The following is a 22394-nucleotide window of genomic DNA, read 5'->3' as shown; positions in this document are numbered from 1 at the left end:
AAAACCGAACTATCGTGTTTGATTCCTGTAATGAAAGGAATGACCACCATCTATAGTTCGGGAATTTCCTGTATTTATTTTTGCTATTAAGCCCGGCACTTAGCCGCCTAATAGCCCTGTTAAAAACGTACCGCCATAAATCAATGCCATACTATATAAGAAAATTGATAATGGTTTTGCCAATAAAATGATCAAAGTGAATTTCTTGACTGAAATATTCGTTAGTCCAGCCATCAAACACAAGGCATCATCCGGGGCTACCGGTAAAAAGATAGCAAGTGCAAAGAGTTTTTCAAATCGACTTTGGTTATCCAACCAGCCAATATATTTATCATATGTTTTATCACTGATCATACTGAGGATGAATGGTTTACCATATCTTCTGCCAAGCAAGAAGATGATCACTGAACCAATACTAATGCCAACATAATTGTAGACAAATCCAAGATATGGTCCAAAAATCAAGACGCCAGCCGCACTGGATATCCCACCAGGAATGATCGGAATTACAACTTGTAAAATTTGTAGCAGCATGAAGATGATTGGTCCCAAAATAACAGAGTTGCCTACCAAACCACGCAGTGCATTAATATCTTTAAAGACACCTAGATTAATGAAGTAAATCGTTAAGGCAATAGATAGCCCTAATCCTATAATTGATATCGTATTAATGATACGACGAGAAGTGGCGATACTCACAGACTTTCATCTCCTTTATTCGTTTCTAATTCCACTATACGTGGTGTAATTAGAAAAATCCAGCAAAATAAATGACATTCGTCAAACAAATTTGTAAGATTTGATACCCTTATTATAAAAGAAGAATAGCAAGAAGGCATTGTACTAAAGTCTGAAATAAGAAAAATTTAGCAATTCATGTACAAATTATCACGAGTGATCGATAGGCAAGTTGTTTTCATCCTTAGTTATTGCTTTCATTTTTTATATTTATTTCCTAGTTGTCTCCTCTTTATCAAGTCGTGCTCTTCGTTTGTTTTGCCAACTTGCGATGGTCTTTTCAACGACACTCGTCATCATAAACCCGCCCGCGATTGCTCCTGCAGTGATCAAAACAATCATGAGGTTCTCTAATCCCAAAAGGTTATCTCCCAAGGCAAATTCACGAACAGCTTTATAAGCCGGACCACCGGGGACCAAGGGAACTAAACTAGGAATATTGAAGATGATCATGGGCATTTTCTTGCGTCGTGAAAAAAAGATGCTGACACAGCCAACCGCAAAGGCAGCATAAAAATTGGCACTACCAATGCCATGACCCATTTCATGCAGCTGCCAATAAATCATCCATCCAACAGTTCCAGCGATCCCGGTTGCAATCAATGCACGTTTCGGTATATTTGTTAATATGCCAAAGGTGACGGTACTTAAAAAACTAAAACAGACATGAATCAAAATGGTCATGATAACCCCCCAAACAAGGTGAAGACTGTAGCGATTCCTACGCCGATTGCGGCTGCAGTAAAGATAGCTTCAGTTCCTCGCGCAGTTCCACTGATCAGATGGCCAGCTAGAATATCACGAAATGAATTTGTGATGGCCACTCCAGGAACTAACGGCATCACGGCACCAATGATCAGGTTGTCAACATTTCCCGCCAAACCCCCGCGAACAGATAGGATCGCTAAGCAGCCAATCACTAAAGAGGCGACGAACATATCCAAAAAGCGGATATCAATCGCTTTTTTCACCCAGAGACCTGTAATGAACCCGATGCTGCCAATGAAAAAAGTAACAATGAAATCAGACCAATTGCCGCCAAAAATAATCATTAATGTACTGCTGACCACTCCAGCACTCAATACTTGTAACCAGAGAGGAAAGCTTGGTGTGACTTGATTGATCTCTTTAAGAGATGCATACAACTGCGGTAATGTGATCTGTTTTTCTGCGAACGACCGGGAAAGCCGATTGACGGCCACTATTTTCTCCAAATTGATCACACGATCATGAACATTTTCAACTTGAGCGTAGTGACTGCTTCGTAATCCCATAAAGATGCCTGTAGCGGTCACATAACTGATACTATTGGCTTCGCCAGCGTTAGCAGCGATACGATTCATGGTATCTTCGACTCGATAAACTTCGGAACCATTCTCCATCATGATTTTTCCTGCCAAGAGGCAAGTTTCTAACAATAACTCATCTGTTTCTTGCATTTTAACGCCTCTCTATCTTGAAAAGTAATCCTCCTATTAGTTTACCTTTTTCATTCCAATTCAACAAGAGAAGTATCCGGTGAGTTAAATAACTAATAATAAAGAAAATATCTTATTTTTTGAAAGCAACCATTTTATTTAAATTGGTAAAAAACTTCACAAATAGCGGTGTGGATATAATTGTAGAACAATTCAGACAGTTATAAGATAACGAAATGAGTATATTGTTTTTCAATTTGGAAAATCTCGGTTACAATTAGATAAAGGAAAAGGGGGATTTATTGATGCGAAGAAAGGTCTATACAAGAGAACATATTTTGAAGGCCGCGTATGAGTTGATCAATAAAGAAGGATTTGGCAATTTTACCGCCCGAAATATAGCAAAGCAAATGGGGATTTCAACACAACCGATTTATTTGGAATTTGAAAACATGCAGGATTTGAAAAACACTTTAGTTGAAGCGGTCTTCAAAGATCTTTCAGAAAACGTGTTTCCTGTTGAACGGACTGGTGATAAAGTCATTGATTTAGGATTAAACTACATTCACTTCGCACAAGAAAAACACAACTTGTATATTGCTCTTTTCGTAGATGACTATGGCGGAGGGAAATTGATGCACGATTTTTCGTCTGATTATTTCAAAAAATTGATCAAGTCCGAACCAAAGTATGCGGATCTATCGGAAGAAGCGATTACAGCCTTGCACAATGGTGCTTGGATCGTTGTTACCGGCATTGCTTCATTGATGTCAGCTGGAATCATTACGCCAACGGAGGAACAAATCATTAAGGTGATCGAGGAAACGATCACTGGGATTTTAGATAGAACAGACATTTTTATTTTTCAATAATAACGAATCTGCAACCATTTTTTCGGATGGATTGCAGATTTTTTCTTGACTTTTTCTGAAAAAAGTAGAAAATAAACGTTATGGAGAGTTGGCAGAGTGGTAATGCAGCGGACTCGAAATCCGCCGACCCGGTTCATCCCGGCGCGCAGGTTCAAATCCTGTACTCTCCTTACATTAACGCTTTGAAGCGTTTGGCCTATCCTTGGTGATAGGCTTTTTTTGTTTTGTAAGTAAAGACATGGGGAGGAGGGGCCCGAGGTATGAGAAAAGCATCGTACACGACTCATAAAATTTAATTAATGAGTTGATTAGTTGATTCAGGCAAGCAGTGAGAGCTTAGGAAACGAGTTTTGATAATGTCATGCCATTGCTTCTTTTTTTGAACGAAATCGATTAAACTAGAAGAAAGCAGAAGGTGATAAAATGGCTGAGTTTGAAAAAGATTATGTCATGCGCCAAACGAAATTAGCTGTTAAGGGACTATCCGTTTTTTTGAAGGATGAATCAGTAGATGAGATCATGCAGTTGGATGAACAGCAGAGTGGACAAAAGAAAGAGCCAGAAGAGGAAAAGCAGTTGGAGTAGCTGTTTAATTTCATAACAAAACAAGAAAGCACCTGCTATTAGTCTTAGCGAGGTGCTTTCAGTACGAATCGGTATCCTTCATTTGGATGAACTCCTTATGCAGTTTTAGTCAATTCTTGTACAGCTTGTTCGATCGTCACACCAGTTGCAAAACGGTTAGCATCTTTTTTATCAAAAACGATAAAAAGGTTCAGTTTTGTATCTAGAGTAACTCGATATTGTAGTTCTGTGTTATAGAATGTCATAGTCATTCTCCTTTCAGTGTTATTCGTAACGAAAGGCAACGGTTAAGTTGATAACGAAATTCCATGATCAGAATAACACGTTGCTTGGCGTCTGTCCAATAATAACTGAATGGTAGAGGAAGTTTACTAAAAATTTATTAAGGAGAACAGAAGTTATCTAAAAAAATCAAATAACAAATTTGTAAGGAAGCTCCTTTAGTATCTGAGTAAAAAGCGGTATGAAGCGGTTTTGCTTGAAAAACTCTTTTTGTTGGGTTAAATAATTAATTTATTATATTTTTTTAAATTTAATTTTATTCAATTTATGGTAAGATAAGATTTGTTTCAGGGAAAATGAAAAAGGAAAATGAAAATGGATGTGAAAATATGTGCGGAATTGTAGGTTTCGTTAATACTAAAGACCAAAAAGCCGAAATCATTGAACAGATGATGGATCGAATCATTCATCGCGGTCCTAATAGTTCTGGAAAATTCATTGATGACCAAGTTGCTCTTGGCTTTCGGCGTTTATCGATTATTGACTTAGAAGGCGGTACGCAGCCTATTTATAATGAAGATGGAACGAAAGTAATCATTTTTAATGGTGAAATCTATAACTTTCAATCGTTAAGAGAAGAATTGATCCAAGCTGGACATGTCTTTACGACTCATGCAGATACTGAGGTTCTTCTTCATGGGTATGAAGAGTGGGGAACTGATTTATTGCAAAGAGTTCGCGGCATGTTTGCTTTTGCCATTTGGGATCGCGAAAAGCAAGAACTTTTTGGGGCAAGAGATCATTTCGGAATCAAACCTTATTATTACGCGGAAATGAATGGTACATTCATGTTTGGTTCAGAAATCAAGAGTTTTTTACCACATCCAGATTTTGAAAAAGAATTGAATAAGGATGCCTTAAAACCCTATTTGACTTTTCAATATTCGCCACTAAATGGCGAAACATTCTTTAAAGGCGTTTATCGCTTACAAGAAGGTCACTATTTTACTTATAAAAATGGCGTCATGGACATTCATGAATATTGGGATGCAGACTACAGTCATAAAGAAAACTATAGCAAAGAAGATTGGGTCCAAAAAATCGATGATACCGTTCAAGAATCGATTGCTGCACACAAAATCAGTGATGTAGAAGTAGGGTCATTTTTATCAAGCGGTGTCGACTCAAGTTATGTTGCCGCTGTTCTGCGTCCAGATCATTCTTTCTCAATTGGATTCGATGACAAGACCTATAATGAAGCAATTGAAGCTAGAAAATTGACCAAGATGCTGGGATTGAACAATACAGCAGCGGTGATTGATGGCGAGATGTCCTTCAACGCTTTTCCACTGATCCAGTATCATTTGGATGAGCCCGACTCCAATCCGAGTTGTGTCCCGCTCTACTTTTTAGCTAATCTCGCCTCGCAACATGTTCGTGTTGTACAATCTGGTGAAGGCGCAGATGAATTATTTGCCGGCTATGCTGCTTATGGTTGGCATACGAACTCCAAGATGATTCGTGTATTTGCTCAAGGATTGAAAAAATTACCTAAGAATATTCGATTCAAATTAGGCCGGACAATTGGTAATATGAGAAACTTCCATGGACGAATTCATCTCTATGAAGCCACCGCACCTGCAAAAGATTTCTTTATCGGGCAAGCGCTGGTCTTTGAAGAGCAAGAAGCCACTGAGATATTGCATCCAGACTATACTAGTGGACCATCAGTGGCGGAAATCGTCGCCCCATACTATGAAAAAGTCAAAGATCTTGATGAAGAAGTCAACAAAATGCAGTATTTGGATGTTCATCAATGGATGCCCAAAGACATCTTATTAAAAGCAGATAAGATGTCAATGGCTAGTTCTTTGGAATTACGGGTGCCATTACTTGATATTGAAGTCATGAAAGTAGCTCAGACGATTCCGACAAAATATTTGATCAATCAGTACAATACGAAAGATGTCTTTCGTCAAGCAGCAAATCGTCACCTCCCAACAGAATGGGCCAATCGGGAAAAATTAGGTTTTCCGGTCCCTATTCGAGCATGGCTGAAAGAAGGGACTGGTTACAAAACCGTCAAAGAACTATTTACAGCGGATTTTGCTGCAGAATTCTTTGACCAAGAAAAGATTTTGCAATTATTGGCTGATCATCGCGCCGGTAAACAAGGACTTCAACGGAAAATCTGGACGATCTACACTTTCTTGACCTGGTATAAAGTATTCTTCATTGATGAAAAAATTCCTAAGGCAGAAACAATCATTTACGAAACAATTTAAAAACACGAGGACAGATGTAGTCCCTCTAAAGTCCATTTTCATACAGACTTTGGAGAGGAGAGACATCGAATCCTCGTGTTTCTTTTTGTCTTTTTATAGGGCTAATAAATTTTCCAAGTAGTCAGCTAAGCCGTCCTCGGCATTGGTTTTATCCGTTACATCATTGGCAATAGATTTTAATTGTGCGGTTCCATTTGCCATAGCCACACCCCAGCCGGCATATTCCAACATTTCTAGATCATTGTGTTCATCGCCAAAGGCAATAATATTTTTGGGATCAATCTTCAGATAATCGGAAATCACTGATAGACCTAATGCTTTATGGACCCCTTTTGGAACAATCTCCAAAATTGCATGAGGACCGCCCCATGTACGGACATCAACCGTGTCATTGAATTGATCGTTGATTCGTAGAGCAACAGACTCAGCGAATTCATTTTGTGTTTTGACCAATAATGAAGTCGGATCAGATTTCATGTTCTTCAATAAGTTTTCTTCAGTAATACTATCGGAAGAAAAGAAACGCTGATCAAAGCCTTCAAGTTGATCGATAAAAAAGGTTTCCCGATTTTCTGCAGCAACAAAATCTAAGTTCAGGTTCTCTTTTTGAGCCATTAGTTCAAAAGCGATTTCTTTTGACACAGAGAATTCTGTTTCATTTGCCCATACTTGACGAGGTTTGTGTACCAAACCTCCATTAAAATTGATCATAGGTGTTTTTAGGGCTAATTGACGATAAAACTGATCACTCATTCGAAAAGGACGACCGGTTGCGATGGTCACATAATGTCCAGCTTTCGTTGCTCGTGTCAAAACATCAAATGTCCGCTTTGAAATTTGGGACTCTGTATTTAAAGTAGTGCCGTCTAGATCGATGGCAATTAGTTTTTTGTTCACTCGACTCGCTCCATTCTCTTTTTCTAGTTGTTTAAGTGTAACACATTTTACTGATTTCACAAGAGATGAAAGGGGGATGGTAAGTTTCTGGAAAAAATCAGCTTCTTGATAAAACACGAACGTTCGGATAAAATATTTGGTTTTTGTTAATTTTTTTATTGTAGAATAGGGGGAATTCGCCTATAATTTGTAATTGTTCGATGGAAAGTGCAATTATTCTTTTCTTTTCAGAAACACTAACTAATCTTGTAGGAGTGAACGATTTACATGGAAAAGTTTTTCAAATTAAAAGAAAATAAAACAACTGTTTCAACAGAAGTGATGGCTGGGGTAACCACCTTCTTTGCAATGAGCTACATTCTTTTTGTTAATCCTTCGATTCTTTCCGCATCTGGTATGCCTTTTCAAGCAGTCTTTCTGGCAACCATCATTGCCTCTGTCATTGGAACGCTGGTCATGGGACTCTTTGCAAACGTACCGTATGCGCAAGCACCAGGAATGGGATTGAATGCCTTCTTTACCTTTACAGTTGTCTTTGGGTTAGGTTATTCTTGGCAACAAGCATTAGCTATGGTCTTTATCTGTGGTGTGATCAATATTTTGATCACGATCACTAAAATTCGTAAATTGATTATTCATGCCATTCCAGAGAGCATGCAACATGCCATCGGTGGTGGGATTGGGATCTTCGTTGCTTACGTTGGGTTGAAAAATGCCAATCTATTAAGTTTCAGCGCGGATACTGCAGCAGTTACTGGATCAACTGTTGATGGTGATACGATTGTTAGTGCTTCATTTAATGGAGGCATCGTGCCGGCACTCGCTAACTTTAATAATGCACCAGTTATCTTGGCAATCATTGGCTTGGTTTTAACAACGTTATTAGTGGTTAAAAACGTCCGAGGAGCAATTATTATCGGTATCTTAGGGACAACGATCATTGGTATTTTGATGGGTGTGGTCGATTTAAGCACGATTGATTGGCAAGGAAACTCTTTGGGAAGTTCAATTAATGAACTTGGAACAACTTTTGGCGCTGCGTTTGGCCCAGAGGGAATAGGTTCATTGTTTAGTGATTCTGCTAAAATTCCTCAAGTGATCATGACGATTATTGCCTTTAGTCTTTCAGATACATTTGATACTATCGGCACATTTATTGGAACAGGGCGCCGTACTGGAATCTTTTCTCAAAAAGACGAAGAAGCGTTGGAAGATAGTAAAGGGTTCAATACAAAGATGGACAAAGCCCTTTTTGCCGATGCAATTGCAACTTCGATCGGTGCGATCTTTGGAACATCTAATACCACTACTTATGTTGAATCAGCTGCCGGGATCGGTGCTGGGGGACGAACAGGATTGACTTCAGTGGTAGTAGCAGCTTTGTTTGCCATTAGTAGTTTCTTTTCACCATTGATTTCCGTGGTCCCTGCTCAAGCAACAGCGCCGGCATTGATTTTAGTCGGTGTGATGATGCTCGCTTCATTTGCGGATATCAATTGGTCGGATCTTGAAGAAGCAGTTCCAGCATTCTTTGCTTCGATCTTTATGGGACTTTGTTACAGCATTTCTTATGGAATCGCAGCTGGTTTTATCTTTTACGCAATCGTTAAAGTCGTAAAAGGAAAATTCCGCGAAGTATCTCCAATTTTGTGGGTCGTAAATATTCTCTTTATTTTGAACTTCATTATTTTAGCTGTGATCAGCTAGTACCAATCAATAAAGAGCACTGATTTCTGGTCGTGCTTTTGACAATGAACTATCCAAACTATAACGGATTCTTTCTTTGGTCGATGAGCTGCTTTATGTGGGCTGTAAAGAACAAAGAAGGCGAAATCGGTTGTAGTGGGGATAGTTTTATTTTGTAGACAGATCACACAATCTTCTGTCTTTTTTAATTTTACTATTTTAAAAAATGCGGTATAGTTTAAGAGAAAGAGGGTTTTGACATGAAAATTGATTGGAAACGAAATCTCCTAATTTCTTGGATTGGCTGTTTTTTTACTGGTGCAAGTTTTAGTTTAGTTATGCCGTTTATTCCGCTATATATTGAAGAGTTGGGGGCGCCAAAAAGCCAAATCGAGCTGTTTTCAGGTCTGGCAATCTCAGTGACTGCGTTTGCAGCTGCAATCATTGCACCGGTTTGGGGAAATTTAGCAGATCAGAAAGGTCGCAGATTGATGATGATTCGGGCGGCTGCTGGTATGACAGTCACCATGGGCTCATTAGCCTTTGTACCGAATGTCTACTGGCTATTGATTATGCGCTTCTTTACGGGGATCCTTTCGGGTTATATTCCAAATGCGACAGCATTGATTGCTTCTCAAGCCCCGAAAGAAAAGAGTGGCTGGGCACTAGGAACATTAGCAACCGGAGCTATCGCCGGAAACTTGATCGGGCCTTCTATGGGTGGTGCTTTAGCACAGTGGTTTGGTATGAAGAATGTATTTATCATCACAGGGATCGTTCTTTTGATCACATTGCTGCTAACGATCTTTTTGGTTCAAGAAGATTTCGCACCTGTTGAAAAAGGGGACCTTCTATCTGTCAAAGAAATTTTTGGACAAATCAAAAACCTACAACTATTGATTGGCTTATTTATTACTTCATTGATCCTGCAACTTGGTGTAACAAGTATCAGTCCAATTTTGACTTTATATATCCGTGATCTAAGCGGCAATACAGGGAACCTTTTATTTGTCAGCGGGTTGATCGTATCGATTGCCGGTGTTTCAGCTATTATTTCTTCGCCAATATTAGGTAAAGTAGGGGACCGCTACGGAAATCATAAAGTGTTATTAGGAGGACTACTGCTTTCATTCCTTTGCTTTATTCCAATGGGCTTTGTTACGTCACCATTCCAATTGGGCGTTCTACGCTTTCTTTTGGGCTTCTCTACTGGTGCGTTAATGCCATCGATCAATACGTTAATCAGTAAAATCACTCCAATGGAAGGTGTTAGTCGAATTTATAGTTACAACCAAATGTTTTCTAACTTTGGACAAGTGCTTGGTCCAATGGTCGGTTCAACCGTTGCCCATAGTTTTGGCTACCCAGCCGTGTTTTGGGTAACCAGTGCGTTTGTCTTTTTGAATATTTGTCTTTCTACATTTAATTTCCGTAAAAATTTTCATAAGCACGATCTCAGTTGAAAAGAAAAAAAAACCAGTTACAATGAAGGTAACTGGTTTTTCTTCTATTAATGACTTGTCTTTTTTGGCGAAGGTGCAATCAAACCAAGAAGGATAATTAGTACACCTGCTACCAAAGAGATGATTGAGGTCAATTGGAAATCATAAGTAGCTCCCGCTAGTGAGCTGCCTAGATAGCCGACAACTTGGCCTAAGATAAATGTCCAAAATAATGTTGCTAAGTAGCGCATGACGACACCTCTTTTCTGCGTATCTTGCTTTTCGACTTTAGTTTATCACAAAAAATTTCAATGTAAAGATTTTCACATTTTCATTTATTCTTTTCAAATTAGAAATAAAGCAGAAACAAACGGAATTATCATTTTCGGAGGGATTTTCTATGTATCATCAATTGACAACCTTAAGCGCGTATTCCTTACTTCAAAGTACGATCAAAATTCCTCGTTATATTGCTGCTGCCAAAAAAGCTGGTTATAAAGTTTTGGGGCTGGCAGATCACAATGTGTTATATGGAGCCTTAGAATTTTATCAGCAATGCCAAAATGCCGGAATCAAACCTGTGATTGGTGTATTATTCGATTGCACGTTTGGCACGTCCACTATGCGTTTTCCATTGTATCTTTTTGCAAAGAATCTATCAGGCTACCGATTATTGATGCGCCTTTCCAGTGAGAAAATGATCAACGGTCACTTGGATCTATCTGAATACTTAACGTTACCAGATCTGTTTGGTATTTTGCCGCAAGGGCAAGGTTTCTCTCCAGATCAATCGGAAGACTTGGCACAGCTTTCTCGAGCATTGACAGACTTTGTCGCTCGTTTTGATCAAAAGAGTCTTTTCCTGGGTGTTCAAAAAGCAGCGGCAACGCCAGAAAGAGAGTGGTTTCAACAGCACGGTCTTGAGCTGTGCGCTTATCAACCCGTAGCAGCACTGGAACAAGCAGAACTATTTGCTGTTCAAGTCATGGAACATATTAAGAACGGTACTCAGATCGAAGATTTTCGTAAAGCGAAGGAACAATCTTCCGAAACGTATTATTTAGAACAGCCTGCGGAACTGATTCAGGCATTTGGAGAGAATTCAGAAGCATTGGTAAATAATCAGCGAATTGCAGAAGAATGTACTCTGACGATTCCTCTCCATCAACGTTTGCTCCCGCATTTCCCTTTAGAAGAAGGGGAAAATGCGGCTGATTTTCTTAGAAAACTGTGTTTTGAAAAGTTGTCTGAACGTATTACGCAGGTCACAGATATTTACCGTCAGCGTTTGGATTATGAACTATCCGTTATTCATACAATGGGATTTGACGATTACTTTTTGATCATTTGGGATGTGATGGATTTTGCTCACAAGAACGAAATTGTTACCGGCGCAGGGCGGGGCTCAGCAGCAGGTTCATTAGTAGCTTTCGTATTAGCCATCACCGATGTCGATCCAATTGAATATGACTTGCTGTTTGAGCGTTTCTTGAATCCCGAACGCTATACCATGCCCGATATCGATTTAGATATACCTGATAACAGACGTGATGAGATTTTGCGTTATGTCCGTCAAAAATATGGTCAGGAGTACATGGCGCAAATTGCTACTTTTGGAACGATGGCGGCCAAAATGGTGCTGCGGGATGTTTCACGAGTGTTTGGTTTGTCACAAAGCGAAGCCAATCGCTGGTCAAAAGCCATTCCTAACGCATTAAAAATGACATTGGCTTTAGCTTATGAGCAATCCAATCAATTACGAGAATTGGCTACCTTCAATGAACGAAATGAAACGATGTTTGCAGTGGCTAAGGTACTGGAAGGATTGCCTCGACATGTTTCCACCCATGCAGCTGGTGTGGTGATCAGCGACAAGAATCTCTTGGATCTAGTCCCCCTTCAACAAGGAAGTGATGAGATCCTCTTGACTCAGTTCACAATGAATGATGTGGAAACAGTGGGATTGTTAAAAATGGATTTTTTAGGATTACGGAATCTTTCAATCATTGACAATACTTTAAGAGGGATCAAGCGAGTTACAAATGAAACAGTTACCCAGAAAGCTATTCCTTTAAATGACCCAGCTGCGCTGCGACTATTTCAGCAAGGCGATACTGCCGGAATCTTTCAGTTTGAGTCAGCGGGGATCAGAAATGTTTTGCGAAAACTTGGACCTGAAAGTATCGAAGATATCGCAGCCGTCAATGCGTTGTATCGGCCAGGACCTATGCAAAATATCGATACGTTTATTCGACGGAAAAAAGGACAAGAAAAAGTCGTTTATCCGGATGCTGCTTTAGTGCCGATTTTACAAAATACTTATGGAATCATTGTTTATCAAGAACAAATCATGCAAGTTGCTTCTAAAATGGCAGGCTTTTCTCTTGGTCAAGCAGATATCTTGCGGCGAGCCATCAGCAAAAAGAAAAAAGACGTCCTAGATGAAGAACGGCGCCATTTTGTTGAAGGAGCCGTAGCCAACCATTTTTCCGCGGAGAAAGCAGAAGAAGTTTACGATTATATTGAGCGTTTTGCCAATTACGGGTTCAATCGTTCTCATGCGTTTGCCTACTCATTTATCGGCTTCCAAATGGCGTATTTAAAGGTACATTATCCAGGGCCATTTTTTGCTGCATTATTGCACTCGGTTAGGAATAATCCAGGTAAATTAAAAGAATATTTGAATGAAGCGACTCGGTATGGTGTAGCAATCTTACCGCCGTCCATCAACAAGAGTGGCTATAGTTTCTATCTTCAATCGGAAAAACAGATTCGTTTTGGCTTTAGCAGTGTTAAAGGAATACGTAGAGACCTGATTCAAGATATTTTAGATGAACGAAAGGAGAATGGAACATTCTCCTCCTTAGATCAATTCCTGTTGCGCTTGCATCAAAAGAATAACAAATGGCTGAAAGAAGATTATATCCGTCCGTTGTTAAGTATTGGTGCGTTTGATGAATTGGTCACTAATCGGAAGCAAGCACTTATCCAATTAGAAGGGAAAATCCAAAATATCACCTATAGTGGCGGCAGTCTCGATTTGTTAGAGACAATGGCTCTCAAAGAAGCCGAAGTCGCTGATTATGACTTAGAGCAAAAGTTAGCGTTGGAAGAAGAATATCTAGGGGTTTATTTATCAGGGCATCCTGTCCAACAATATCAGAAGCTGCAACAGTTGAAGCAGACGATAGCAATCGCTGACTTAGTTCCCAACGAACGTGTCCGGATACTATTTTATGTGCGTCAAATTCGAGAAATCCGTACAAAAAAAGGAGAGCAAATGGCGTTTCTTGAAGGAACAGATGCTAGTAAAGAAGTCTCAATCACTGTTTTTCCCACATTGTATCGTCACATACGATCTGACGTTGCAGAAAACGCCGTCTTGTATGTTGAAGGAAAAGTGGAAGTAAGTCGTTACAATGGTGAAATACAACTGATTGCTGATAAAATAGAGCTAGCTGAAAAAGCGCAAGCACAGCTAACAGATCAAACGTGTTATCTGAAGATCACACGTGATGTTGAGACGAACCATTTGCAAGAATTGTCGCAGTTGCTGAGAAAGCATCGAGGCCGGGTTCCTGTGGTGTTGTTCTATGAAAGCAACGGGAAAAAAGTGTTGCTGACGGAAGAGAACTGGCTAAAAAAAGACGAAGAAATGGAAAGAAAGCTTGGGCACTTGTTGGGAGAGGAAAATGTTGTTTTCAAGTAATTTTCCGAAAACGTTAAATTTTACTTACACTTTTTTCAACTTTTTCCCACTATTTCAAGACATTTCTCTGGAATAATGGTAAAATACTACTCGTGGTTATTACTTGAAAAGTATCAAATAAGGGAGTTCCAATTCCCTAAACAAATCTACTAATGAGGTGAATGGATAATGAAACGCATTGGAATTCTAACCAGTGGCGGCGATGCGCCGGGGATGAACGCAGCGGTTCGGGCAGTTGTAAGAAAGGCTATCTTTGATGGGCTGGAAGTATATGGAATCAATTACGGCTATGCTGGTTTGGTAGCTGGAGATATTCGCCGTCTTGATGTGGCAGATGTAGGTGACAAGATCCAACGAGGCGGTACATTCTTGTACTCTGCGCGCTATCCTGAATTTGCGACACAAGAAGGTCAGTTGAAAGGGATTGAACAACTGAAAAAATTCGGTATTGAAGGGTTGGTCGTTATTGGTGGCGACGGCTCTTATCATGGTGCGATGGCTCTAACACGCCATGGTTTTCCGGCGATCGGTATTCCAGGAACGATTGACAATGATATTCCTGGGACGGACTTTACTATCGGTTTTGATACAGCAATCAATACAGTATTGGAATCAATCGACCGAATTCGTGACACTGCAACTTCTCACGTCCGGACATTCGTAATCGAAGTAATGGGTCGTGGTGCAGGTGACATTGCGCTTTGGTCAGGAGTTGCCGGTGGGGCAGATGAGATCATCATCCCAGAACATGACTTTGATATGGCCGTTGTTGCGAACCGAATTCGTGAAGGACGGGACCGCGGTAAGAAACACTGCTTGATCGTCTTAGCAGAAGGCGTGATGGGCGGAAACGAATTTGCTGATAAATTATCTGAATATGGCGATTTCCACACGCGGGTATCGATTTTAGGACACGTTGTTCGTGGCGGATCACCAAGCGCAAGAGACCGCGTTCTAGCAAGTAAATTTGGTGCTTACGCAGTTGAGTTGCTTCAACAAGGCAAAGGCGGATTGTGCATCGGTATCGAAAACAACCAGATGGTTGCTGCAGATATCATCGAAACGCTTGAAAACAATCGTCACAAACCAGATATTTCTTTATACGACTTGAACAAGGAAATTTCCTTTTAAGTTTAGGAAGTATGAAACGCAACAGTAATTTTGTAAAAAAAGCTTATTAAGCTATTTTAAATAAATGAATAGGAGCGTTTAGTAATGAAAAAAACAAAAATCGTCAGCACATTAGGACCAGCAAGTAATAGTGTAGAAATTATTTCTGAACTGATCGAAGCCGGTGCAAATGTCTTCCGTTTCAATTTTTCTCATGGAGATCATGAAGAACAATTAGGACGTATGACAATGGTGCGTGAAGCGGTCAAGAAAACTGGTAAAGATGTAGGGATTCTTTTAGATACTAAAGGAGCAGAAATCCGTACAACCGTTCAAGACACAACTGAAGCAGATTATGGTCGTGCCGGCTATATCCAATTCAACGTTGGTGACCAAACACGTATCTCAATGGACCCAGAACACAAAGGAACAAAAGAAAAGATTGCAGTGACCTATCCTGGATTATTTGATGATGTATATGTAGGCGGCCATATCTTATTTGATGATGGTTTGATCGATATGGAGATCATCGAAAAAGACGAAGCAGCACGTGAATTAGTTGTTGTTGTTAAAAATGCAGGAATGTTGGGTTCTCGTAAAGGGGTCAATGCACCTGGCGTATCAATCAGCTTGCCTGGTATTACTGAAAAAGATGCTGACGATATTCGTTTTGGATTAGACAATGATATCGACTTCATCGCAGCTTCATTCGTACGTAAAGCTCAAGACGTTTTAGAAATTCGTGAAATTCTTGAAGAAAAGAACATGACTCATGTACAAATCTTCTCTAAAATCGAATCTCAAGAAGGTATCGACAACATTGATGAAATCATCAAAGTTTCTGACGGTATCATGGTTGCTCGTGGAGACATGGGTGTTGAGATTCCAGCAGAAGAAGTACCAATGGTTCAAAAACGAATCATCAAAAAATGTAATGCGGTAGGTAAATCAGTTATCACTGCAACTCAAATGTTAGAATCAATGCAACAAAATCCTCGTCCAACACGCGCAGAAGCTTCTGACGTTGCCAATGCAGTCTTTGACGGAACAGATGCAACCATGTTATCTGGAGAATCAGCAAACGGAGACTATCCTGTACAAGCTGTTGCAACGATGGCTCGTATCGATATCGAAGCAGAAAATGCTTTAGCAGAAATGAGTACTTTCCAAATCAACCAATTTGATAAAACTGATGTAACAGAAACAATTGGTCTTTCTGTGGCACGTGCAGCTAAAAATCTTGGCGTAAAAACAATCGTTGCTGCAACTGAATCTGGCTATACTGCGAAAATGATTTCAAAATATCGTCCAGATGCAGATATCTTGGCAGTAACTTTCGACGAACGTACAAAACGTGGTTTGATGTTAAACTGGGGTGTTTATCCAACAGTTGCTGAAAAACCTTCAACAACTGACGAAATGTTCGAATTAGCAGCTAAACAAGCTGTGGATCTTGGTTTTGCCAAAGAAGGCGATTTGATTTTGATCACTGCTGGTGTGCCAGTTGGAGAACGTGGAACAACGAACGTGATGAAAATTCAAATGATCGGTTCTAAATTGCTTGAAGCACAAGGAATCGGTGAAAAATCAATCGTTTCTAATGCCGTTGTAGCCAACAGTGCAGAAGAAGCAATTGCTAAAGCAAAAGATGGCATGATCTTAGTTGTTCCAACAACAGATAAAGAATATATGCCTGCAATCGAGAAAGCAGCAGCACTTGTTGTTGAAGACGGCGGTTTGACTTCTCATGCAGCAGTTGTCGGCATTGCGAAAGACCTTCCAGTGATCGTTGGGGCAAAAGATGCCACAACAACGATCAAAGATGGTGAATTGATTACTGTGGATTCTCGTCGTGGAATCGTCTACCGTGGAGAAACAACAGCTATCTAATCTTCTTTCGAAAGATTGATTAATGGAGGCAACAGGCTCGTGCATAAGTAGCGAGTCTGTTGTTTTTTTCTCTAAAAGCAATCACTTTTTTGTGCGTAAAATTACAGCTGTAGAAATGAAAAAGGTGTCAAGAAAATTTCATTGACAAAGGGAAATAACCCCTGTATAATTGCTTTTGTTGCTTAGGGGTGATAAAAATGAAATGGTCTTTATTGGAATTAAAAAAATACCAAGAGACACCGCTAATGTTCGACGAAACGTTGAACTTAAAAAATCAATTGATAAAACGCGATGGACAGATCATTGATTTGTCTCCTGTGAAAATCACTGGCATGATGTCTGTTGGAAAACATGAATATCTCCTACATTATCGAGTGGAGACAACCATCACGTTACCTTCAACACGCTCATTGACTCCAGTTGCTTTGCCAATGGATTTTACAGTGGATGAACTCTTCATGACACCAGAGCAATTTCAGCGGCGAGATGAAATGATTCCAGAAGAAGATGTCTTGATCATTGAAGGTCAGACGATCAGTTTGGATGATTCAGTTGCTGATAACCTATTACTTGCGATTCCCATGCAAGTCCTTACTGAGGAAGAGAAAAATAGCACAGAAATGCCGTCAGGAAATGACTGGGCTGTTTTATCAGAAGAAGACTATGCAAACCAAAAAGAAGCGCAAGCCCAACAAATTGATCCTCGTCTTGCAAAATTATCGGAACTGTTCAATGATTCAGAAGATGATAACGCGTAGGATTGGAATAAATTGCAGCCTCAAGGTTGCTTTCATTTACAAGGAGGTGTAGCAAAATGGCAGTACCAGCAAGAAGAACTTCTAAAGCGAAAAAAGCAAAACGTCGTACTCATTACAAATTGACAATCAACGGTTTGAACGAATGTGCAAACTGTGGTGAAATGAAAAAAAGCCACCATGTATGCTCAAACTGTGGTCATTACGATGGAAAAGATGTAGCAACAAAAGAAGCATAATCCTTTTTTACAGAAAAAGGGATTTCAAAATCCTAAGGCTAACCATGGAGCCTTAGGATTTTTCTTTTTGTTTCAGATTAGTTTCATGAAAACTAGAACTTTTCTGAAATAATTCTTACTCTTTGAAAGAGAATAGTTCAAAACAACTATCTTTTGCGCTATAATAAAACAGATAACTGAATCTTAGGAGGATGAGTGATGACAAAACAACAAATCGGCGTTGTCGGTATGGCAGTCATGGGAAAAAACTTAGCGTTGAACATTGAAAGCCGCGGTTATTCAGTTGCCCTATTCAACCGTACAGGATCTAAAACAGAAGAAGTAGTAAAAGAACATTCAGATAAAAACTTTAAAGCAACCTATACGATTGAAGAGTTCGTACAATCGATCGAAACACCACGACGCATTCTTTTGATGGTCAAAGCGGGTTTTGCGACAGACGCAACCATCCAAGAATTATTGCCTCATCTTGAAAAAGGGGACATCTTGATCGATGGAGGAAACACATTCTTCAAAGATACGATCCGTCGTAATGAAGAATTAGCAAATTCTGGTATCAACTTTATCGGTACCGGAGTTTCTGGTGGAGAAGAAGGCGCATTGAAAGGCCCGTCAATCATGCCTGGCGGACAAAAAGAAGCGTATGAGTTAGTGGCTCCTATTTTGGAACAAATCTCAGCAAAAGCAGAAGATGGCACTCCTTGTGTTACCTACATTGGACCAAATGGTGCAGGACACTATGTAAAAATGGTTCACAATGGTATCGAGTATGGAGATATGCAGCTAATTGCTGAATCCTATGATTTGATGCAAAAAATTCTAGGGCTATCTGTTTCTGAAATGGCGGAGATCTTCTCTGAATGGAATAAAGGGGAATTAGATAGCTACTTGATCGAAATCACAGCAGACATCTTAACACGCAAAGACGATTTAGGTACTGGGAAACCAATCGTTGATGTGATTTTAGATGCTGCCGGCAACAAAGGAACGGGGAAATGGACGAGTCAAAGTGCATTAGATCTTGGTGTTCCACTGCCGTTGATCACAGAGTCTGTTTTTGCGCGTTATATTTCTGCTTATAAAGAAGAACGAGTGAATGCTAGCCAAGTCTTACCAAAACCTGAAGGATTCGAATTTACAGGAGACAAACAAGAATTTGTTGAGAAAATTCGGGAAGCATTGTATTTCAGCAAAATCATGAGCTATGCACAAGGTTTTGCGCAATTACGGACCGCATCAAAAGAGTATGATTGGCAACTGCCATTTGGTGAAATTGCTAAAATCTGGCGTGCAGGTTGTATCATTCGTGCGCAATTCTTGCAAAAAATCACCGATGCTTATGAAAAAGATACGGATATCGAAAACTTATTGCTTGATGACTATTTCAAGGAAATCACAAAACGCTATCAACAATCCGTTCGTGACGTCGTAGCATTGGCAGTCCAAGCTGGCGTACCAGTCCCAACATTCTCTTCAGCAATTGCTTATTTTGATTCTTATCGCTCAGATCGTTTGCCTGCAAACTTGATCCAAGCACAGCGGGATTATTTCGGTGCCCATACGTATGAACGTACGGACAAAGAAGGAATTTACCACTACTCTTGGTATGAGGAAGAATAAGTCGAACAATTGAGAACAAATTAAGAGAATGACCGAACAGTGAGAACTTTCGGTCAATCTCTTTTTTATTTTTTAGATACATGATAAAATAAAGCAGATAGTGTCTAACTATATGCAGAATAACCGATAAAGGAGCTCTAACTAATGAGTAATATTCTAATCATTGAAGATGAAAAGAACTTAGCTCGATTCGTGGAATTAGAATTAAAGCATGAAGGCTATAATACCGAAGTACATTATAATGGCAGAACTGGATTGGATGCAGCGTTGAACAATGAATGGGATGCCATCTTACTTGATTTGATGCTACCAGAACTAAACGGATTAGAAGTTTGCCGTCGTGTGCGCCAGACCAAAAATACGCCAATCATTATGATGACAGCAAGAGATTCAGTGATCGATCGGGTCTCAGGGCTAGATCACGGAGCAGACGATTATATTGTGAAACCCTTTGCGATTGAAGAGCTACTAGCTCGTTTGCGTGCGCTGTTACGTCGAATCGACATTGAAGGAGACAAAAATGTTGCCAAGCAAACGACGATCACTTATCGTGATTTAACCATCGAGAAAGAAAACCGTGTGGTGCGTCGAGGCAGTGATGTCATTGAATTGACGAAGCGTGAGTACGAGTTGCTTCTTACTTTGATGGAGAACGTCAATGTCGTCTTAGCCCGTGATGTTCTGCTGAACAAAGTTTGGGGTTATGAAACAGAAGTAGAAACAAACGTAGTCGATGTGTATATTCGTTATCTACGGAATAAGATCGACGTACCTGGAGAAGAAAGCTATATCCAAACTGTTCGGGGGACAGGATACGTGATGCGTTCGTGAGCTTAAAAAAAAGAATGAAAAAACTAAAAGAACTGAAGGGGCCTTCTTTGACTGTGAAGTGGGCCTTCGCAAGTTCTTTCTTTATATTTGTTGTTTTTACAATTTTTGCAGTCATCACTTACAAAACGTCTATCAACCTGCTTGTGGCTAAAGAAGAAAATAACGTGGAGCGTACGATGTCGGAAGTAGCTTCTAGGTTAGCCAATTCAGACCAAGAATTGACATTGGTGCGTACCTATCGCAATTTAACTAAGAACGATAGTGGTGATACGAGCATCTACGACCGAACTTCAACAATTGATGGGAACTTAATGAAGATCGACTCGTTTATTTCCGAGTTAGGTCAGTCTCCTTTGAGCTTATTTGTTTATAATCTGAATCAGGAATTGATTTTCAAAACCCATGAAAATAATCTTTCTCTGATCGATGTGCAGCGAAAGCCGCCCACGATCGTGACATTGGACAATATTACAGGCTTTTTGTCGATCCAGCCAATCTACTCAAAAGAAACGAGAGAAAAAATTGGTTATGCTCAAACATTTTATGAACTGACCTCATTTTATGAAATTCGCAGTAAGCTCTTGTTAACGCTAATCATACTTGAAGTCGTTTCCTTGATTCTCAGTAGCGTTTTAGGTTTTTTCTTATCTGCTTATTTCTTGCAGCCACTGAAAGTTTTGCGGGATACAATGGAAACCGTTCGAAAGAATCCCCAATCGACCGTGCATATGCCTGAACTGAATACAAATGATGAATTATCTGATTTGGCAGACATCTTTAATGAGATGCTCGACCGTATGCGGCTATATATCGAGCAGCAAGAACGGTTTGTAGAGGACGTTTCTCATGAATTACGGACACCAGTGGCAATCATTGAAGGACATATGAGCCTGTTGCAGCGCTGGGGCAAGGACGATCCAGAAGTATTAGATGAATCGCTTGCAGCCAGCATGCAAGAAATCAGTCGAATGAAGACACTTGTGCAGGAAATGCTCGACCTTTCCAGAGCTGAGCAAGTAGATGTCCACTATGCGAATGAAACGACAAAAGCTAAAGAAGTCGTATACCAAGTATTTAATAATTTTAAAATTCTTTACCCGGAATTTGTTTTCACATTGGATGATGATCTTTACCACGAATTGACTTTAAAAATTTATCGGAATCATTTCGAACAAATTATTATTATCATCTTAGATAATGCCGTCAAGTACTCCACAGATCGCAAAGAGGTCCATTTATCTATTTCTTCTGATCGACAAACGTTTGAGATTGCAATTCAGGATTTTGGTGAAGGAATCAGCAAAGATGACTTGGATAAAATTTTCAATCGATTTTATCGAGTGGATAAGGCGAGAGCAAGAACCAAAGGGGGAAATGGGTTAGGACTATCCATTGCTAAGCAATTATTGGAAAGTTATAAAGGGCGCATTACTGCAGAAAGTGTGATTGGGCAAGGAACGATTTTTAGAATATATATTCCTGTGGTTCAATCTAGTAAGGATGTTTTGAAATAGCGCAGATCCTCTGCGAAGAAACCAGCTGGTTGTTGTAGGTTAGCGACAATCAGCTGGTTTTTTCTTTATAAGGGATCTTACTTAATGGACAGCGTTTCTGCTTGTTCATATAAACAGGAACGATTGAGGAACACGAATAGTTATAAAACGCAATTATTGCTATAAAAGCGAACGATGAGATAAAGAATAGAAGAAAGATTCGGCTAAAAAAAATGTTGAGAAAAAGCTTTGTTTTTTGTTGATTTTTCGCAGTAGAATTGCTATATTAGTATTTGTCTTTGTGATAGTCACTGTTTAAATCTTTCAAATATTTTTTCAAAATAAATGTTGACGAAGATCAAGACAAATGTTATTATAACAAAGTCGTCAGAAAGCATTAGGTAAAAAAACTTAAAAAGTTAGAAAAAACTTTCAAAAAAGTTGTTGACACAAAGCTTTCGAGATGATAAGATATAAAAGTCGCTGAGAGATAAAGAGTGATTAAATAACAATCACTTGAAAAAGCTTTTAAAAAAAGAGTTGACATTCACTTGTTGATCTGATATGATTTAAAAGTTGCTAACGCAGCGCAGTAGACCTTT

19 protein-coding genes and 1 tRNA gene are annotated in these 22394 nt (G+C 39.6%); 14 read left to right on the top strand and 6 right to left on the bottom strand.

What is annotated here, in order from left to right:
• Positions 1-99: 99 nt before the first annotated feature.
• From DVW06_RS15585 to DVW06_RS15575, 3 genes are all read right to left on the bottom strand, one after another.
• Complete coding sequence (locus DVW06_RS15585; protein WP_003127844.1) at positions 100-699, bottom strand: TVP38/TMEM64 family protein; 600 nt, start codon at positions 697-699, stop codon at positions 100-102.
• 249 nt (positions 700-948) lie between these two features.
• Positions 949-1422, bottom strand: coding sequence for a threonine/serine exporter family protein (locus DVW06_RS15580; protein WP_003127845.1), 474 nt, complete (start codon positions 1420-1422; stop codon positions 949-951).
• Positions 1419-2177, bottom strand: a complete 759-nt coding sequence (locus DVW06_RS15575) for a threonine/serine exporter family protein (protein WP_003127846.1) — start codon at positions 2175-2177, stop codon at positions 1419-1421. Before DVW06_RS15575 ends, DVW06_RS15580 begins: the two co-directional genes overlap by 4 nt.
• 284 nt (positions 2178-2461) lie before the next feature.
• On the opposite strand from DVW06_RS15575, the gene DVW06_RS15570 reads away from it, so the two are divergent.
• The 3 genes from DVW06_RS15570 (at position 2462) to DVW06_RS17255 (ending at position 3613) form a co-directional block, all read left to right on the top strand.
• Positions 2462-3028 (top strand): TetR/AcrR family transcriptional regulator, encoded by a 567-nt coding sequence (locus tag DVW06_RS15570; protein WP_005472096.1) that lies wholly within the window; start codon positions 2462-2464, stop codon positions 3026-3028.
• 82 nt (positions 3029-3110) lie between these two features.
• A tRNA-Ser gene (locus tag DVW06_RS15565) sits at positions 3111-3198 on the top strand.
• A gap of 253 nt (positions 3199-3451) precedes the next feature.
• Entirely contained in the window at positions 3452-3613 is a 162-nt protein-coding gene (locus tag DVW06_RS17255; protein ID WP_003127848.1) for a hypothetical protein, read from the top strand.
• A gap of 95 nt (positions 3614-3708) precedes the next feature.
• Here DVW06_RS17255 and DVW06_RS17250 read toward each other — a convergent pair whose 3' ends face one another.
• A complete protein-coding gene (locus DVW06_RS17250) occupies positions 3709-3858 on the bottom strand; it encodes a hypothetical protein (RefSeq protein ID WP_003127849.1) in 150 nt (49 codons plus the stop codon).
• A 366-nt stretch (positions 3859-4224) separates the two neighbouring features.
• On the opposite strand from DVW06_RS17250, the gene asnB reads away from it, so the two are divergent.
• The gene (asnB, locus tag DVW06_RS15560; protein WP_003127850.1) at positions 4225-6120 is read left to right on the top strand and encodes an asparagine synthase (glutamine-hydrolyzing); all 1896 of its coding nucleotides are present in this window, start codon (positions 4225-4227) and stop codon (positions 6118-6120) included.
• Between the two features lie 93 nt (positions 6121-6213).
• Here the strand turns inward: asnB and DVW06_RS15555 are convergent, their stop codons facing one another.
• Complete coding sequence (locus DVW06_RS15555) at positions 6214-7017, bottom strand: Cof-type HAD-IIB family hydrolase (protein WP_003127852.1); 804 nt, start codon at positions 7015-7017, stop codon at positions 6214-6216.
• Positions 7018-7284: 267 nt separating this feature from the next.
• Here DVW06_RS15555 and DVW06_RS15550 point away from each other — a divergent pair, with 267 nt between their 5' ends.
• Entirely contained in the window at positions 7285-8724 is a 1440-nt protein-coding gene (locus tag DVW06_RS15550) for an NCS2 family permease (protein ID WP_029487041.1), read from the top strand.
• A gap of 239 nt (positions 8725-8963) precedes the next feature.
• Complete coding sequence (locus DVW06_RS15545) at positions 8964-10166, top strand: multidrug efflux MFS transporter (protein WP_086269372.1); 1203 nt, start codon at positions 8964-8966, stop codon at positions 10164-10166.
• A 47-nt stretch (positions 10167-10213) separates the two neighbouring features.
• On the opposite strand, the gene DVW06_RS15540 is transcribed toward DVW06_RS15545, so the two are convergent.
• Entirely contained in the window at positions 10214-10396 is a 183-nt protein-coding gene (locus DVW06_RS15540; RefSeq protein WP_003127855.1) for a YjzD family protein, read from the bottom strand.
• Between the two features lie 149 nt (positions 10397-10545).
• On the opposite strand from DVW06_RS15540, the gene dnaE reads away from it, so the two are divergent.
• The 8 genes from dnaE to DVW06_RS15500 all read left to right on the top strand — a co-directional run bounded on the left by dnaE (position 10546) and on the right by DVW06_RS15500 (position 21813).
• A complete protein-coding gene (gene dnaE, locus DVW06_RS15535; protein WP_137264837.1) occupies positions 10546-13854 on the top strand; it encodes a DNA polymerase III subunit alpha in 3309 nt (1102 codons plus the stop codon).
• A gap of 168 nt (positions 13855-14022) precedes the next feature.
• Positions 14023-14985 carry a 6-phosphofructokinase gene (gene pfkA / locus DVW06_RS15530; RefSeq protein WP_003127857.1) on the top strand — a complete coding sequence of 321 codons (963 nt, stop codon included), beginning with the start codon at positions 14023-14025 and terminating at the stop codon, positions 14983-14985.
• An 84-nt stretch (positions 14986-15069) separates the two neighbouring features.
• Entirely contained in the window at positions 15070-16854 is a 1785-nt protein-coding gene (pyk, locus tag DVW06_RS15525) for a pyruvate kinase (RefSeq protein WP_005472102.1), read from the top strand.
• Between the two features lie 197 nt (positions 16855-17051).
• Complete coding sequence (locus DVW06_RS15520) at positions 17052-17612, top strand: YceD family protein (RefSeq protein ID WP_005472104.1); 561 nt, start codon at positions 17052-17054, stop codon at positions 17610-17612.
• Positions 17613-17668: 56 nt separating this feature from the next.
• Positions 17669-17848, top strand: coding sequence for a 50S ribosomal protein L32 (rpmF, locus tag DVW06_RS15515; RefSeq protein WP_003127860.1), 180 nt, complete (start codon positions 17669-17671; stop codon positions 17846-17848).
• Between the two features lie 198 nt (positions 17849-18046).
• Entirely contained in the window at positions 18047-19468 is a 1422-nt protein-coding gene (gndA, locus tag DVW06_RS15510) for an NADP-dependent phosphogluconate dehydrogenase (RefSeq protein ID WP_137264836.1), read from the top strand.
• A gap of 144 nt (positions 19469-19612) precedes the next feature.
• Complete coding sequence (locus tag DVW06_RS15505; protein WP_003127863.1) at positions 19613-20299, top strand: response regulator transcription factor; 687 nt, start codon at positions 19613-19615, stop codon at positions 20297-20299.
• A 14-nt stretch (positions 20300-20313) separates the two neighbouring features.
• The gene (locus DVW06_RS15500) at positions 20314-21813 is read left to right on the top strand and encodes a HAMP domain-containing sensor histidine kinase (RefSeq protein WP_081132372.1); all 1500 of its coding nucleotides are present in this window, start codon (positions 20314-20316) and stop codon (positions 21811-21813) included.
• Positions 21814-22394 lie beyond the last annotated feature (581 nt).

It is taken from the genome of Enterococcus sp. ARL09-542 (genome assembly GCF_005234805.1).
GTDB classification, from domain to species: domain Bacteria; phylum Bacillota; class Bacilli; order Lactobacillales; family Enterococcaceae; genus Enterococcus_D; species Enterococcus_D gallinarum.
This window is presented reverse-complemented; position numbering and strand designations above follow the sequence as displayed.

What these genes read in the sequence shown, in the direction of transcription:
- DVW06_RS17250 (WP_003127849.1), bottom strand. Translation starts at nt 3,858, where the DNA reads ATGACATTCTATAACACAGAACTACAATATCGAGTTACTCTAGATACA.
- asnB (WP_003127850.1), top strand. Translation starts at nt 4,225, where the DNA reads ATGTGCGGAATTGTAGGTTTCGTTAATACTAAAGACCAAAAAGCCGAA.
- DVW06_RS15570 (WP_005472096.1), top strand. Translation starts at nt 2,462, where the DNA reads ATGCGAAGAAAGGTCTATACAAGAGAACATATTTTGAAGGCCGCGTAT.
- DVW06_RS15500 (WP_081132372.1), top strand. Translation starts at nt 20,314, where the DNA reads ATGAAAAAACTAAAAGAACTGAAGGGGCCTTCTTTGACTGTGAAGTGG.
- rpmF (WP_003127860.1), top strand. Translation starts at nt 17,669, where the DNA reads ATGGCAGTACCAGCAAGAAGAACTTCTAAAGCGAAAAAAGCAAAACGT.
- dnaE (WP_137264837.1), top strand. Translation starts at nt 10,546, where the DNA reads ATGTATCATCAATTGACAACCTTAAGCGCGTATTCCTTACTTCAAAGT.
- DVW06_RS15545 (WP_086269372.1), top strand. Translation starts at nt 8,964, where the DNA reads ATGAAAATTGATTGGAAACGAAATCTCCTAATTTCTTGGATTGGCTGT.
- DVW06_RS15520 (WP_005472104.1), top strand. Translation starts at nt 17,052, where the DNA reads ATGAAATGGTCTTTATTGGAATTAAAAAAATACCAAGAGACACCGCTA.
- DVW06_RS15540 (WP_003127855.1), bottom strand. Translation starts at nt 10,396, where the DNA reads ATGCGCTACTTAGCAACATTATTTTGGACATTTATCTTAGGCCAAGTT.
- pyk (WP_005472102.1), top strand. Translation starts at nt 15,070, where the DNA reads ATGAAAAAAACAAAAATCGTCAGCACATTAGGACCAGCAAGTAATAGT.
- pfkA (WP_003127857.1), top strand. Translation starts at nt 14,023, where the DNA reads ATGAAACGCATTGGAATTCTAACCAGTGGCGGCGATGCGCCGGGGATG.
- DVW06_RS15580 (WP_003127845.1), bottom strand. Translation starts at nt 1,422, where the DNA reads ATGACCATTTTGATTCATGTCTGTTTTAGTTTTTTAAGTACCGTCACC.
- DVW06_RS15505 (WP_003127863.1), top strand. Translation starts at nt 19,613, where the DNA reads ATGAGTAATATTCTAATCATTGAAGATGAAAAGAACTTAGCTCGATTC.
- DVW06_RS15575 (WP_003127846.1), bottom strand. Translation starts at nt 2,177, where the DNA reads ATGCAAGAAACAGATGAGTTATTGTTAGAAACTTGCCTCTTGGCAGGA.
- DVW06_RS15550 (WP_029487041.1), top strand. Translation starts at nt 7,285, where the DNA reads ATGGAAAAGTTTTTCAAATTAAAAGAAAATAAAACAACTGTTTCAACA.
- DVW06_RS17255 (WP_003127848.1), top strand. Translation starts at nt 3,452, where the DNA reads ATGGCTGAGTTTGAAAAAGATTATGTCATGCGCCAAACGAAATTAGCT.
- gndA (WP_137264836.1), top strand. Translation starts at nt 18,047, where the DNA reads ATGACAAAACAACAAATCGGCGTTGTCGGTATGGCAGTCATGGGAAAA.